Origin of the sequence: Bacillus sp. DX4.1, from assembly GCF_030348195.1 — a bacterium.
Taxonomy (GTDB): domain Bacteria; phylum Bacillota; class Bacilli; order Bacillales; family Bacillaceae_G; genus Bacillus_A.
Window position 1 is genome coordinate 3,522,498 of the sequence record NZ_JAUCFT010000008.1, and the last position, 14,624, is coordinate 3,537,121.

20 protein-coding genes are annotated in these 14,624 nt (G+C 36.9%); 6 read left to right on the forward strand and 14 right to left on the reverse strand.

Features of this window, described 5'->3' with window-relative positions; genetic code table 11:
- Positions 1–22 precede the first annotated feature (22 nt).
- Positions 23–478 (reverse strand): pyridoxamine 5'-phosphate oxidase family protein, encoded by a 456-nt coding sequence (locus QUF99_RS20785; protein WP_289372491.1) that lies wholly within the window; start codon positions 476–478, stop codon positions 23–25.
- Between the two features lie 142 nt (positions 479–620).
- On the opposite strand from QUF99_RS20785, the gene QUF99_RS20790 reads away from it, so the two are divergent.
- Positions 621–821, forward strand: coding sequence for a YlaI family protein (locus tag QUF99_RS20790; RefSeq protein WP_289372493.1), 201 nt, complete (start codon positions 621–623; stop codon positions 819–821).
- 36 nt (positions 822–857) lie between these two features.
- Here QUF99_RS20790 and QUF99_RS20795 read toward each other — a convergent pair whose 3' ends face one another.
- From QUF99_RS20795 to typA, 3 genes are all read right to left on the reverse strand, one after another.
- The gene (locus tag QUF99_RS20795) at positions 858–1,133 is read right to left on the reverse strand and encodes a hypothetical protein (protein ID WP_289372495.1); all 276 of its coding nucleotides are present in this window, start codon (positions 1,131–1,133) and stop codon (positions 858–860) included.
- Positions 1,134–1,147: 14 nt separating this feature from the next.
- Positions 1,148–1,450 (reverse strand): YlaH-like family protein, encoded by a 303-nt coding sequence (locus QUF99_RS20800; RefSeq protein ID WP_289372497.1) that lies wholly within the window; start codon positions 1,448–1,450, stop codon positions 1,148–1,150.
- Positions 1,451–1,724: 274 nt separating this feature from the next.
- Entirely contained in the window at positions 1,725–3,569 is a 1,845-nt protein-coding gene (typA, locus tag QUF99_RS20805) for a translational GTPase TypA (protein WP_289372498.1), read from the reverse strand.
- Between the two features lie 139 nt (positions 3,570–3,708).
- Here typA and QUF99_RS20810 point away from each other — a divergent pair, with 139 nt between their 5' ends.
- Positions 3,709–3,888, forward strand: a complete 180-nt coding sequence (locus QUF99_RS20810) for a DUF5325 family protein (RefSeq protein WP_289372500.1) — start codon at positions 3,709–3,711, stop codon at positions 3,886–3,888.
- Between the two features lie 44 nt (positions 3,889–3,932).
- On the opposite strand, the gene QUF99_RS20815 is transcribed toward QUF99_RS20810, so the two are convergent.
- Positions 3,933–4,724: an inositol monophosphatase family protein gene (locus QUF99_RS20815; RefSeq protein ID WP_289372501.1), complete on the reverse strand. Its 792-nt coding sequence runs from the start codon at positions 4,722–4,724 to the stop codon at positions 3,933–3,935.
- Between the two features lie 88 nt (positions 4,725–4,812).
- On the reverse strand, positions 4,813–5,001 hold the full coding sequence (locus QUF99_RS20820; RefSeq protein WP_286121649.1) for a hypothetical protein: 189 nt from the start codon (positions 4,999–5,001) through the stop codon (positions 4,813–4,815).
- Positions 5,002–5,206: 205 nt separating this feature from the next.
- Here QUF99_RS20820 and QUF99_RS20825 point away from each other — a divergent pair, with 205 nt between their 5' ends.
- A complete protein-coding gene (locus QUF99_RS20825) occupies positions 5,207–5,833 on the forward strand; it encodes a YktB family protein (protein ID WP_289372504.1) in 627 nt (208 codons plus the stop codon).
- Positions 5,834–5,914: 81 nt separating this feature from the next.
- Here QUF99_RS20825 and QUF99_RS20830 read toward each other — a convergent pair whose 3' ends face one another.
- Positions 5,915–6,184: a UPF0223 family protein gene (locus QUF99_RS20830; RefSeq protein WP_286121651.1), complete on the reverse strand. Its 270-nt coding sequence runs from the start codon at positions 6,182–6,184 to the stop codon at positions 5,915–5,917.
- A 450-nt stretch (positions 6,185–6,634) separates the two neighbouring features.
- Here QUF99_RS20830 and QUF99_RS20835 point away from each other — a divergent pair, with 450 nt between their 5' ends.
- Together QUF99_RS20835 and QUF99_RS20840 are read left to right on the forward strand one after the other, a co-directional pair.
- Complete coding sequence (locus QUF99_RS20835; protein WP_483298611.1) at positions 6,635–8,107, forward strand: aminotransferase class I/II-fold pyridoxal phosphate-dependent enzyme; 1,473 nt, start codon at positions 6,635–6,637, stop codon at positions 8,105–8,107.
- A gap of 76 nt (positions 8,108–8,183) precedes the next feature.
- On the forward strand, positions 8,184–9,014 hold the full coding sequence (locus QUF99_RS20840) for a protein-glutamine gamma-glutamyltransferase (RefSeq protein WP_289372507.1): 831 nt from the start codon (positions 8,184–8,186) through the stop codon (positions 9,012–9,014).
- A gap of 37 nt (positions 9,015–9,051) precedes the next feature.
- Here QUF99_RS20840 and QUF99_RS20845 read toward each other — a convergent pair whose 3' ends face one another.
- The 3 genes from QUF99_RS20845 to QUF99_RS20855 form a co-directional block, all read right to left on the reverse strand.
- On the reverse strand, positions 9,052–9,180 hold the full coding sequence (locus QUF99_RS20845) for a GapA-binding peptide SR1P (protein WP_017151126.1): 129 nt from the start codon (positions 9,178–9,180) through the stop codon (positions 9,052–9,054).
- Between the two features lie 62 nt (positions 9,181–9,242).
- Positions 9,243–9,371, reverse strand: a complete 129-nt coding sequence (locus QUF99_RS20850; RefSeq protein WP_286121654.1) for a GapA-binding peptide SR1P — start codon at positions 9,369–9,371, stop codon at positions 9,243–9,245.
- A gap of 218 nt (positions 9,372–9,589) precedes the next feature.
- Entirely contained in the window at positions 9,590–9,886 is a 297-nt protein-coding gene (locus QUF99_RS20855; protein ID WP_286121655.1) for a DUF3055 domain-containing protein, read from the reverse strand.
- Between the two features lie 137 nt (positions 9,887–10,023).
- On the opposite strand from QUF99_RS20855, the gene QUF99_RS20860 reads away from it, so the two are divergent.
- Positions 10,024–10,416 carry a DUF1885 family protein gene (locus QUF99_RS20860; RefSeq protein ID WP_289372514.1) on the forward strand — a complete coding sequence of 131 codons (393 nt, stop codon included), beginning with the start codon at positions 10,024–10,026 and terminating at the stop codon, positions 10,414–10,416.
- 4 nt (positions 10,417–10,420) lie between these two features.
- On the opposite strand, the gene QUF99_RS20865 is transcribed toward QUF99_RS20860, so the two are convergent.
- From QUF99_RS20865 to pdhB, 4 genes are all read right to left on the reverse strand, one after another.
- Positions 10,421–10,648 (reverse strand): hypothetical protein, encoded by a 228-nt coding sequence (locus tag QUF99_RS20865; protein ID WP_289372516.1) that lies wholly within the window; start codon positions 10,646–10,648, stop codon positions 10,421–10,423.
- A gap of 200 nt (positions 10,649–10,848) precedes the next feature.
- Entirely contained in the window at positions 10,849–12,261 is a 1,413-nt protein-coding gene (gene lpdA / locus QUF99_RS20870; RefSeq protein WP_289372518.1) for a dihydrolipoyl dehydrogenase, read from the reverse strand.
- A gap of 5 nt (positions 12,262–12,266) precedes the next feature.
- Positions 12,267–13,553, reverse strand: coding sequence for a dihydrolipoamide acetyltransferase family protein (locus tag QUF99_RS20875; RefSeq protein WP_289372520.1), 1,287 nt, complete (start codon positions 13,551–13,553; stop codon positions 12,267–12,269).
- Positions 13,554–13,645: 92 nt separating this feature from the next.
- A complete protein-coding gene (gene pdhB, locus QUF99_RS20880) occupies positions 13,646–14,623 on the reverse strand; it encodes a pyruvate dehydrogenase complex E1 component subunit beta (RefSeq protein ID WP_289372521.1) in 978 nt (325 codons plus the stop codon).
- Between the last annotated feature and the right edge of the window lies 1 nt (position 14,624).

Here is a 14,624-nt window from a genome sequence, read left to right on the forward strand (position 1 = left end):
CATAGTGCCCACTCTTTTTTCTCTACAATTCTTTCATCACTGTTAAAACTTGATTATCCAGTTTTGCAGCAGCACGAGGATCGTATGTTTTTTCATATTTTGGTTCAATAGTAAGCTTTGCTCCATAAAACATCACATCACGTACTTCTTGAACAGATACTTCTACTAAAGTTAACTTGAGCGAAATTCCTTCCATTCGATCTGCTACAATCTTTGCTTTACCGCTAATGGAAAATACAGATTCATTTGCCATTACAGTTAATACAAGCGTTGCATGATGGCGTAAATTTTCCACAATGCGAGAACGTTGATCGACTGCAAATCGAATACTTGTCTCATTCATTGCATATACCCATGAAATAGCACTTACATTTGGAACAGCTTTTTCGTAATCAGTCGTTGCAATTGTAACAATATTCTCCTCACGTAAAGATTGTACTAAAGAATCTGTTAATGCAGGTTCTACCACATTTGCCATATTTCCACCTCCAATATTTTCTTTATCTTTATGATAACGTATTTTTCGAATTGCGAAAATATTATTTTTTTCTCCTATAGTTCAAAAACATTGAACTTACATGATATACTAATATTGATAGAATTCGTATTGAGGTGACGAGATGAGAGTCAAATGTATTCTTTGTGATAAAAAAGAAGAGTTAGATGACGAAAACCCTATAGCCAAACGGCTTCGTAACCGTCCTATTCATACATATATGTGCATGGAATGTACAGAGCGTATCGCAGAACGTACAACGGAACGTCATGCAACTGGAAAGTTTAACCTCTATCGTGATAAGACGGTAGAAGATGAGTGGTAAAATGTGAAATAAGCCCTTACTTATTCCGCTAAGGGCTTATTTATATTTCTCTGGCTCCCGATTCATTTGATCTAAAAAACAATCAATTAGTTCCAGTGGAAATCTTGTAGATTTCTTTTCACCTTCTTGTTCGTATGTAACAAAATACATATCCTCTTTCTTTTCCACTGCCACATCTGTTACATAATGATCTTCATGTAACATGTTCCGAAACAGCAAATATGTTTCTTGTGCAGCTTCATCATGTGGACGAGCTTCCGCAACAGTCTTAATCGTTAGCCAATTATATAATGCATCTTGTACAGATCGCATCAAATATTCCCCCTTTAGCTTACTTTTTGTTGCTTTGCTTGACGTAAACGTAATTTATAAATACCGAGCACAATAGCTGCAACAACAAGTCCTTCTCCTACTGGTAAAAAAACCGCAAAAAAAGTTAAAACAGTGCAACCAGCTGCTAATACTATATAAATTATGACATTTTTTAATATGGATAGCTTTCTAGCAAACCCTAAATTATACACGATAGCACTTAATATGATCATTGTAACGTAAAGAAGCCACATACCTACTTCAGGATTCCCATCAACATTGCATAACTTTGCAAAAAATGACATTCTCTCTGCCACTATACTTCCCCCCTTTATCTAGCGCGAACGGACAATACGTCCTCCATCTCAACACACAAAAGAATCAAAGAAGACAGATGGAAGATAACTACTCATAAGAACCCGATTCATTCCACTCACCATCAATGCCTATTTATGGAAGTTTCACTTAATATGTCGCCTACTATAAGAGTACCTTGCAAAAAAAGTGCTGTCTAGATAAAAGATTAAATTTTCGAAAAAATATAATTTCAAAAAAAGCTACCTTTTTATAAAAAGGCAGCTACACATTCTTTTATGCTTCTACAGATTTCTTTTTCTTAGCAGATCTTTCGCGCTCACTCTTATCAAGAATCTTTTTACGAAGACGGATTGATTCTGGTGTTACCTCACAGAATTCATCTTCGTTTAAGTATTCTAGTGATTCTTCTAATGTCATAAGACGTGGTTTTTTCATTGTTGCCGTTTGATCTTTCGTTGCAGAACGAATGTTCGTTTGTTGTTTCATTCTTACAACGTTAACTGTTAAATCGTTCTCACGTGTATGTTCTCCAACAATCATACCTGCATACACTTCTGTACCTGGTTCTACGAAAATAACACCACGGTCTTCTACTTGACTAATACCGTATTGTGTTGCTTTTCCTGTTTCTAATGATACAAGAACACCTTGACGACGTCCGCCAACTTGGCCAGCGTGTGCTGGTTGATAGCTATCAAATGTATGGTTTAAGATACCATATCCACGTGTTAATGTTAAGAATTCTGTTGTATAACCGATTAAGCCACGTGCTGGAACCATAAACGTAAGACGGACTTGACCGTTTCCGTTATTTACCATATCAAGCATTTCACCTTTACGTGCGCCCATTGATTCCATAATAGAACCTGTATACTCTTCTGGTACGTCAATTTGTACACGTTCTACTGGCTCACATCTTACGCCGTCGATATCTTTAATAATTACTTCTGGTTTAGATACTTGTAATTCATATCCTTCACGGCGCATATTTTCGATTAAGATAGATAAATGTAATTCTCCACGTCCAGATACAATCCAAGCATCAGGAGATTCTGTATTATCTACACGTAAACTAACATCTGTTTGTAACTGGGAACGAAGACGTTCTTCAATTTTACGAGATGTAATATATTTTCCTTCACGACCTGCAAATGGGCTGTTATTTACTAGGAATGTCATTTGTAGTGTTGGCTCATCGATACGTAATAATGGAAGTGCATCTTGATGTTCAACTGGACATACAGTTTCACCAACGTTAATGTCTTCCATACCAGAAACAGCAACTAAGTCTCCAGCTTTTGCTTCTTCGATTTCTTGACGTTTTAATCCCATATACCCAAATAATTTTGTTACACGGAATTGTTTTACACTACCGTCAACTTTCATTAAAGCAACTTGTTGTCCTACTTTCATTGTACCGCGGAATATACGTCCAACTCCAATACGACCAACATAATCATTATAGTCAAGAAGCGCTACTTGGAATTGAAGTGGCTCTTCACTATTATCGATTGGCGCTGGAATATGGTCAACGATTGTATCGAATAATGATTTCATATTTTCTTCTTGGTTTGCTGGATTTGAGTCCAAGCTTGCAGTTCCGTTCATTGCTGATGCAAATACAACAGGGAACTCTAATTGATCTTCGTTTGCACCAAGTTCAATGAATAAGTCGATTACTTCGTCAACTACTTCATCTGGGCGAGCAAAGTCACGGTCAATTTTGTTTACAACAACGATTGGAGTTAATTTTTGCTCTAACGCTTTCTTTAAAACGAATCGTGTTTGTGGCATACAGCCTTCATATGCATCAACAACAAGTAAAACACCGTCAACCATTTTCATGATACGCTCTACTTCACCACCGAAGTCAGCGTGTCCTGGTGTATCTAAAATGTTAATTCTTTTATCTTCATAATGAATCGCTGTATTTTTCGCTAAAATCGTAATACCGCGTTCTCTTTCTAAATCATTTGAATCCATTGCACGTTCTTCTACGTGCTCATTTGCACGGAACGTCCCCGCTTGACGTAATAATTGGTCAACAAGTGTTGTTTTACCATGGTCAACGTGGGCGATAATTGCTATATTACGTAAATCTTGTCGTTTTTTCAACATTTCCAACTCCTAGTGTCTTTTTAATCCTTCTCTATTATAAGAGTGAAGGGGATACATGGCAATCAAAATAAAATCTAGAATGAAAATATAGTTGTATTCTTACTTTTGTGAAAGTAAAATGAAATTGGAGGGTGAAGATATGGAACACATTCAATATCGCTTTTTACTGACAGCTATTATCGGTGTTATTTTCTTGATTGGTATCGGAATCATGATTGCCGAAAATAGTCCAATCGGTATTATTATTTGCATCATTGGTACATTTGTTACTATCGGATATGGATTTATGACAAAACGCAAAATGCGAAAATCACAGTAACATCAAAAAGTAAGAAGCGATTTTATCGGCCTCTTACTTTTTTGTTACTGTGATACATATTGTAATAATTCATCATATACTCCCGGCTTGGCAACCAATACGCTACTCTTTTCAACAATGGAAAGTGGGGTACCTGTAAATGTCGTTACTTTACCACCGACTTCTTCCACAATGATCATTCCCCCGCCAAAGTCCCAAGGAGACAATCTCGGCGTCACATAGGCGTCCAATCGTCCTGTTGCAACATATACCATCTCTAATGCTGCACAGCCATACGAGCGCGTTCCCCTTGCCGCCTTCACAAGCTGCATCATTTTCTCCATATTCAGAAGTGGATTATCTGTAAGCCACGTTGCATTTAAGGCAATGATCCCATGATTTACTGTACCTTCCTCTAGAATAGGAATTAATACTCCGTTACAAAAGGCCCCTTCTCCCTTTACAGCATGATAAAGTTCATCATGTACTGGATCATATATGAGGCCAACTTTTCCGATACCATTCTCATATATGCCAATTGAAATTGCAAAATTTCTTTTTTGATGCACAAAATTCATCGTACCATCAATTGGATCAATTAACCAAACAACCCCATTTGAAGAAGTAATGTCATCTCCGTACCCTTCTTCTCCTAAAATATAATGGTTTGGAAATGTTTCTTTAATTTTCCCAATAAAAAACTGTTCTATTTCTCGATCCATATTTGTTACTAGGTCAGCAGCATTTGACTTCGCCTCCACAATAAGCGCTTGCTGCATGGATGCCATCAATCGTTCACCAGCTTCTCGAATCCACTGTTTTGCATGTTTATCAATCTCTTTCCATACCTCTTGCATGTTTAAACACTCCGATCTGTACTGTTCACAGAAAAAACGAACCCTTTATAAGGTTCGCACCAACAAAAATTTTATACATATACTATTATTACGCTTCTAAACGGATCATTTCAAGTCTTAACACTTCTAATTTTTGCACACACTCTTCTTTCTTTAGATTATCATTTTCCATCATCGCATCATATAGCGTTGCTAATTCATAATCTAATTCTAATCTTAACACCGGAATTCTCTTTTCAGCATCTGTTCTCTTTAATGCATTAATCACCTGTCTCATTTTGTTTGCCTCCTCCCAATATTCGCCTGCCCTTGGACTAGAATTAACTCAATTTTCTGATTTTTTGTTTTATACTATATTATGTTGGATAAATCATCTATGCAACAAATTTATGTTTTTTTACTTAAATTTTTTTGAGCTCTTTTTTTATGAATAGTACAAGCTGTGCTAAAATGAAAACAAACTAGGAGTTGGAGGAACCGTCATGACATTACAAACATTTAAAGAAAATGACTTTGCAGTCTTCTCTGTCGATGGTCTTGAAGAACGAATGAACGCTATTAAAACGAATATCCATCCGAAATTAGATGCTCTAGGCGAGCGATTTTCTCATTTTTTATCCGAAAAAACTGGTGAATCTTTTTTCTACCATGTAGCGAAACATGCACGTCGTAAAGTCAATCCACCAAACGATACTTGGGTTGCTTTTTCAACAAATAAACGCGGATATAAAATGCTACCACATTTTCAAATTGGTCTATGGGGTACCCATGCTTTCATATACTTTGGTTTAATCTATGAGTGTCCACAAAAAGTGGAAGCGGCTCACGCCTTCTTAGAACATTTAAATGATTTAAAAACAAATATACCAAATGATTTCGTTTGGTCCATTGACCATACTAAATCGGTTGTGAAACCACATAATACGCTCGAAACAGACGATTTACAAAAAATGATTGAACGCTTAGCTACTGTCAAAAAAGCAGAGCTATTAGTTGGTATTCACGTTTCCCCAGAAGAGTTTGCAACACTTACCAATGAACAATTTATTGCAAAAATCGAGGCAACGATGCAATCACTCCTTCCTTTATATACAATTTGTAATCGATAGTATAAAACGGACAATATTTATATTGTCCGTTTTGGTTGTTTATCCATTATAGCACTTTGAATTTTATTTTTCAAAATTTTTTTACATTTTAACAATTGCTTTTTCTTCTACTTGTTTTGCCTTTTGAATCGCTCGATATATCGAATAGCCACTCACCTCTTGAAACTCTTTATCAATTTTCTTCTCTTCTGCTTTTGCTGGTACAATTTCTTTAAAACGACGGTATAGGCTCATCAGTTCTTCTCTCGCAATTCCTTTTTCATATACCTTTTCAATCGCTTCGTAAAATGTAACAATCGCGACCATTTCATCATTTGACCAATTATAATCAAGCGGATATTGATATTCCATGTTTACACCTCATTTATTTCCTGTTGTTTTATAGTTGCTCTACTTCATAAAGCGAGACTTTCATTCTCTATATTTGTAGCCACTTTGCATTATACACTATTTCTCTTTTTTTATGGAATTGCCTTCTTTATTAATAGCTACTCACGAGCAATAGAATGCCTCTATCTTCTTTCATTTTTTTAAGTAGTACAACTGTAAACTTACTATCAATTATATGTGGGATAAAAACCAATATTTTTTTCTATACATCTATAGTTATTGGTGATATAATGCTTTTGTTTTATAGCAAATAAAGTGAAACTTCCATTTCCTAAGTTTTCCACATAGATGGTGAGTAGAACGAATCAAGTTCTTATAGATGGTTATATATAATGGGAGATAACTTTCTTGTTGAACAAGATAAACATAAAACAAACACTATAAATATCACGAAAAGAAGGGGTGTATAGATTGTCCCAATACAAAACACCATTGTTTACTGCTTTAGTAGAGCACAGCAAGCGAAATCCAATTCAGTTCCATATTCCAGGTCACAAGAAAGGGCAAGGCATGGATCCTGCATTTCGCGAATTTATTGGGCATAACGCATTATCAATTGATTTAATTAATATTGCACCGCTCGATGATTTGCATCATCCAAAAGGTATGATTAAAGAAGCTCAAGATTTAGCTGCAGCCGCATTCGGTGCAGATCATACCTTCTTCTCCATACAAGGAACCAGCGGTGCAATTATGACAATGGTGATGAGTGTTTGTGGTCCTGGCGATAAAATCCTCGTACCACGTAACGTTCATAAATCTGTTATGTCAGCTATTATTTTTTCAGGTGCAAAACCGATTTTTATTCATCCTGAAATTGATCCGAAACTCGGCATTTCACATGGGATTACAATTCAATCAGTAAAAAAAGCACTTGAAGAACATTCAGATGCAAAAGGGTTGCTTGTTATCAATCCAACCTACTTTGGATTTGCTGCAGACCTGCAACAAATTGTAGAATTAGCTCATTCCTACGATATACCGGTATTAGTAGATGAAGCTCACGGTGTTCATATTCATTTTCATGATGAATTACCGATGTCAGCTATGCAAGCTGGTGCAGATATGGCAGCAACAAGCGTTCACAAATTAGGCGGCTCATTAACACAAAGTTCTATTTTAAATGTTAAAGAAGGTCTTGTGAATGTAAAACATGTACAATCCATTATTAGCATGCTTACAACCACATCAACTTCTTATATTTTGTTAGCTTCTCTAGACGTTGCAAGAAAACGCCTTGCGACTGAAGGGAAAAATTTAATTACACAAACAATTCAGCTAGCAGAGCATGTCCGAAGCGCTGTAAACAATATTGAACATCTTTACTGTCCTGGCAAAGAGATGCTAGGTACAGATGCAACTTTTAGCTATGACCCAACAAAACTAATTGTATCTGTAAAAGATTTAGGCATTACAGGCCATGAGGCAGAGTTATGGTTAAGGGAGCATTACAATATCGAAGTAGAGCTTTCAGACTTATATAACATTCTATGTCTCGTTACATTAGGGGATACAGAGAATGAAACTAATGTGCTCATCCATGCTTTAGAAGAGCTAGCAACTGCATTTAAACATAGAGCAGACAAAGGCGTTCAAGTACAAGTTGAAATTCCAGAAATCCCTGTACTTGCTCTCTCTCCTCGAGATGCCTTTTATTCAGAAACAGAAGTCATTCCGTTTGAAGAGGCTGCCGGTCGTGTTATAGCTGATTTTGTTATGATTTATCCGCCAGGTATTCCAATCTTCACCCCTGGTGAAATTATTACGCAAGAAAACTTAGACTACATTCATAAAAACTTAGACGCTGGACTACCGGTACAAGGTCCTGAAGATATGACATTACAAACATTACGCGTCATTAAAGAATATAAGCCTATCAGTTGATGGGCTTTTTTTTTCACCCTTTTTTCTTTTATTCATACGATACTAAAGAATGTAACGTATAGGTGGGGATACAATTATGATTGTGATTGGTCGCTCTATTGTACATCCTTATATCACGAGTGAAAATGAACCATTTTTTGCTGAAAAGCAACAAATTTTAGCCATAATGACCGGAAATCAAGAAGTATATTCATTTCGAACAGCTGATGAACTCAGTTTTGATATTAATCTACGAATCAACATTATTACATCCGCTTTAGAACTTTTTCAGAGTGGATTCCAGTTTCGTACATTCCAAGAATCATATTGCAATCCTGAGTTTTGGGAGCGTACACCACTCGGAGGTTTTCAACTTCGTTCAAATCTAGCACCATCTGTTGCCATACGAGATATTTTTAAAAATGGGAAAAAGTATGGAACGGAATGTGCAACAGCAATGATCATTATTTTTTATAAAGCCCTTTTAGGGCTGTATAACGAAGAAACATTTAATCACTTATTCGCAAACCTTCTACTATATACATGGGATTATGACAAAGATTTAAAGCTTATAACGAAAACAGGTGGAGATATCGTTCCTGGCGACCTTGTCTACTTTAAAAATCCACAAGTAAAACCATCAGCGATTGAATGGCAAGGAGAGAATGCCATTTATTTAGGAAATTTCTTTTTTTACGGGCACGGTGTAGGAGTAAAAACAGAAGATCAAATCATTTACTTATTAAACGAACGGAGAATCCCGTACGCCTTCATATCAGCATACTTAACAGATTTTATTACACGTATAGATAGTCGCTTCATGAGCCAATATACTTCCCCTAACAAGCTACAAACAAAGCTGAGCTTTACTCCCATTCGAGATGATGCAATTGTTGCAACAATCGGTCATACAACTAGTATCTATTAAAAAAACGCCTGCAACTGCAGGCGTTTTTTTTATATTATTAGGCTTTAGTATGCTCCTTATGATCACATTCGCAATGAGATCCACATTTCCCGTAAAGTACTGTTGTTTTTTCATCTTCAAAGTGTGCGATTGTACCTTCACAAACTTGACATACGATAGTTCCCATCTTAAAATTCCCCCTAAGTTTATGGTCCCAAAAACTTTTATACTTACAAGCGTCCTTTATAATTACTGGGCTTTAGTATGCTCCTTGTGATCACATCCGCAAGATCCACATTTTCCGTAAAGTACTGTTACTTTTTCATCCTCAAAGTGTGCGATTGTGTCTTCACAAACTTGACATACGATAGTTCCCATCTTAAAATTCCCCCTAAGTTTATAATCCCAAAAACTTTTTGTAACCGCTTTAACTTTTTTGTAACCGCTTTAACCTTCTGTCTTCATTTTAATATGTTATACTTTTTTCGTCAATAGTTTTTTAGTATGTCACATTAATTTATTTTCATTTTAATTAGTATGGGATAATGGAATAAAAAAAACAGTCATATCTTATATGTACGACTGCTTTCTATCTTTTATTCTTCATATTCGGCATGCAAAGAAGTAGGTGGCACTAAAAACTTAAAAAATTGCGCGAGATCATCCGCTTCTTCCTCTGATTGTAATTTAAAGACCTCTTGCAGATGTTGAACATTATCTACATCATCCTGTCCAAGGAGAGTCGCTCGGCCTGTTTGCATGCAAACAACAAGCGGTTTTCCAAAAAACATATTTGTATAAATCACCCCGAAATCATAACGGTTTTCATTTGTCATAAATCCAAGGAAACGAACTTTTACGTTTTCATGTTCATCATACAGTTTTTCAAACATTTACTTCCTCCTTTCTTCTTCTGAAAGTCGTCCTTTGTATATATTAAACAAAAAAAAGAAATATCCCTTTTAAATTGTCAAAAAATTTACAACAATGCTAAAATAATAATATATATTACGTCAGGGGGAGAACGATTATGCAAGATGCATTTATTAAACTTGTACCTAAATCTAAACAACAATCTGTCTCATTAGAAGATGTGAAACAACTTTTTCATTACTATAAAACAATTACGTCTCAAACAGGTGTACAAGTAAACTTTTCCTACACTAACGCTGCCTTTCCATATGAAATACTTGATACGTCAGACACTACACTTCAACTAAAATCTAATCATGATCGATATGATTCTATTTATGTGGGCGTTGGAACAGAAAATGAGCAAACATTCGTTCAAATTTCGTTGCCTTCTACTGCAACATTTGGAGATAAAGGAAAAGCAAATGAGTTTTGTCGTTTTTTAGCAAAGAAATTAGAGGGGGAATTACGATTATTTAATGGAAGAACGATGTATTTTTACAAACGTTAATTCGTCAAAAAAGAAACGAAATTACGAAAAATAATATACTGTGTGTAAGTGTGAGAAACAATGCCTTTTTTCTTGAATACAGTACAACACACGCAATCACATATGCTAAATAAAAAAACACAAAAAAGAGCATCACTTTATAATGGAATTTATCACCGTTCGATAAAGATAATACAATTGAAAATCCACTCCATAAAAGGAAATGATAAAATATAACATGTATTATTTTCATGAAACCTTCTCCTTTGACATGCTCTATATTATTACAATATATGGGGTTTAAATGAAATCATTACATAATATAAAAAGATGCCCCGCTATTCTCAAGATGAATCTAGTGGACGTTTTTTTATATGAAACATTCGCTTACAATATAACAAAGAAAACCGTCTCTTAGTATATAAGAGACGGTTTTCTTTTTACTTAGCTTTATTATTTTACAATGTGAATTGGCATTCCAAGAGCAACTTCTGCTGCTTCCATTGTGATTTCACCTAATGTTGGGTGAGCGTGGATTGTTTGAGCGATATCTTCAGCTGTCATTCCAGCTTCGATAGCTAAACCAATCTCAGAGATAATATCAGAAGCACCTGCACCTGCAACTTGTGCACCTACAAGAAGACCATCTTCTTTACGAGTTACAAGTTGTACGAAACCGTCTGTGCTATTTAAAGATAATGCACGACCGTTAGCAGCGAATGGGAATTTAGAAACTGCTACTTCCATTCCAGCTTCTTGTGCTTGTTTCTTTGTATAACCAACAGATGCTAATTCTGGGTCAGTGAAGCATACAGCTGGAATTCCGATGTAATCGATTGCTGATGCATGACCGCTAATTGCTTCAACAGCTACTTTACCTTCGTAAGAAGCTTTGTGAGCTAATGGTGGTCCAGGAACAATATCACCGATTGCGTAGATGTTTGGTACGTTTGTACGGCATTGCTCATCGATTTCGATGATGCCACGGTCAGTCATTTTAACACCAACTTGCTCAAGACCGATTTCTTGAGTATTTGGACGACGACCTACAGTTACTAATACATAATCAGCTTCAACAGTTTGTACTTCGCCTTTTACTTCGAAGCTAACTGTTACGCCGTTTTCAGTTTCTTCAACGCCTTTAGCCATAGCTTTTGTATGGATTTTAACGTTTCCTTTTTTCTGAAGGGCACGTTTTACAACTGTGCTCATTGCTTTTTCAAAACCAGCTAAGATTTCGTCGCCAGCTTCTACTACAGTTACTTCTGTACCGAAGTTAGCGTATGCAGTTCCTAATTCCATACCGATGTAGCCGCCGCCGATTACAACAAGTTTTTTAGGAATTTCAGGTAAGCTTAAAGCACCAGTAGAGTTGATAACGCGTTTAGAATATTTGAATCCAGGAATTTCGATTGGTGTAGAACCAGTTGCAAGAACAGCATTTTTAAACGTATATGTTTGTGCTGCATCTTCAGTCATTACACGTAATGTGTTTGCATCTACGAAGTAAGCTTCGCCGCGAATGATTTCAACTTTGTTACCTTTAAGAAGGCCTTCCACACCGCCAGTTAATTTCTTAACTACGCCGTTTTTCCATTCTTGAACTTTTGTAAAGTCAACTGTTACGTTCTCTGCAGTAATACCCATGTCATCAGAATGTTTTGCATTTTCATAACGATGACCTGCATTGATTAATGCTTTAGAAGGAATACACCCTACGTTTAAGCATACGCCACCAAGGTTAGCTTTTTCAATAATCGCTACCTTTTGACCTAATTGTGCTGCGCGAATTGCTGCAACATATCCACCAGGACCTGCACCAACAACGACTGTATCTAATTCAATTGGGAAATCTCCTACTACCATTGTTATTACGCCTCCATTACTAATAATTGTGGGTCGTTTAATAAACGTTTAATTTGGTTTAATGCTTTTTGAGCAGTTGCACCGTCGATTAAACGATGGTCAAAGCTTAGAGATAATGCTAATACTGGAGCTGCAACGATTTCACCGTTTTTCACAACTGGTTTCTCAGCAATACGACCGATACCAAGGATTGCTACTTCTGGGTGGTTGATAACTGGAGTGAACCATTGTCCACCTGCAGAACCAATGTTTGTAATTGTGCAAGAAGCACCCTTCATTTCTGCTGGAGCTAAACGACCGTCACGAGCTTTTCCAGCAAGTTCATTGATTTCGTTAGAGATAGTGAAGATAGATTTACGATCTGTATCTTTTACAACTGGTACTAAAAGACCTTTGTCTGTATCAGCTGCAATACCGATGTTGAAGTAATGCTTGTGAACGATCTCTTGAGATGCATCATCTAAAGCAGTGTTCAACATTGGGAATTCACGTAATGCAGATGTTAAAGCTTTTACAACGTATGGAAGGTAAGTTAATTTAATACCTTTGTCAGCTGCAACTGCTTTGAACTTTTTACGATGAGCAACAAGTTCTGTTACATCTACTTCATCCATTAATGTTACGTGAGGAGCTGTATGTTTAGAGTTAACCATTGCTTTTGCAATTGCTTTACGGATACCACTCATTTTCTCACGAGTTTCTGGATATTCACCAGCTGGGATTGGTTGTGCTTTTGGAGCTTCTTCTTTTGCTGCTGCTGGAGCTGCTGCTACTGGAGCTTCCGTTTGTGTCACTGCTGCTTGTCCACCATTTGCAAATGCATCGATATCAGCTTTTACAACGCGACCGTTTTTACCAGTACCAGCTACTCTGTGAATATCTACGCCTTTTTCACGGGCATATTTACGAACAGATGGCATAGCAATTACGCGCTCGTTAACTACTTCTTCAGCTGCTGCTGGAGTAGCTGCCGCTGCTGGAGCTTCTTCTTTTGCTTCTTCAGCTTTTGGAGCTTCGTCGTGATCGTCACCTTTAAATTTAAGGTTTTCGTATCCAGGAGCGTCAAGTTTAATAAGAACATCTCCTACTACTGCAACAGTGCCTTCTTCTACAAGTACTTCAAGTACTTTACCTTTAACTGGAGAAGGAATTTCTACTACTGCTTTATCATTTTGTACTTCAAGAAGTACATCATCTTCGTTTACTTCATCGCCTGGTTTAATAAACCATTTTACGATTTCACCCTCGTGGATACCTTCGCCGATATCTGGTAATTTAAATTCAAATGCCACGGATTTCGTCCCCCTGTGCAATTTATGCATTATTATTGAACATTGCAAAAGAAATCAACATGTGCTGATTTCTTTTGCACATGAAACTAAAATTAGAAGTTCATTACTTTGTTAACAGCTTCAACAATATCCTTATGGTTTGGTAACCATACGCCCTCAGCTTGAGAGAATGGGAATACTGTATCAGCAGCTGCAACACGTACAACTGGTGCTTCTAAGTTTAAGATTGCGCGGTCGTTAATTTCCGCTACAACGTTAGCTGCAATACCAGCTTGCTTTTGAGCTTCTTGAACTACAACTACACGACCTGTTTTTTCAACAGAAGCAATGATTGTTTCGATATCTAATGGTTGAACTGTACGTAAGTCAACAACCTCTAAAGAGATACCTTCTTTTTCAAGTTCTTCAGCAGCTTTTAATGCCGCATGTACCATCGCACCGTATGCGATAACAGATACATCTGTACCTTCACGTTTCACATCAGCTTTACCTAAGTCAACTGTGTAGTCGCCTTCTGGTACTTCTTGACGGAAAGAACGGTACAATTTCATGTGCTCTAGGTAAATAACTGGATCGTTGTCACGAATCGCAGAGATTAAAAGACCTTTTGCATCATATGGAGTAGATGGGATAACAACTTTTAAACCAGGTTGTTGTGCCACTAATCCCTCTAAACTATCAGCATGTAATTCTGGAGTATGAACGCCACCACCGAATGGAGAACGAACTGTAATTGGAGCAGTCCAACGTCCACCAGAACGGTAACGTAAACGAGCCATTTGACCAGAAATTGAATCCATTACTTCATATACGAAACCGAAGAATTGGATTTCTGGAACTGGACGGTAACCTTCAAGTGCAAGTCCAACTGCAAGTCCGCCGATACCAGACTCTGCAAGTGGAGTATCCATTACACGGCCTTCACCAAATTCAGCTTGTAGACCTTCAGTAGCACGGAATACACCACCGTTTACACCAACGTCTTCACCAAACACAAGTACGTTAGGGTCATTTTTCATTTCAACGCGTAAAGCATCAGTGATTGCTTGAATCATTGTCATTTGAGCCATG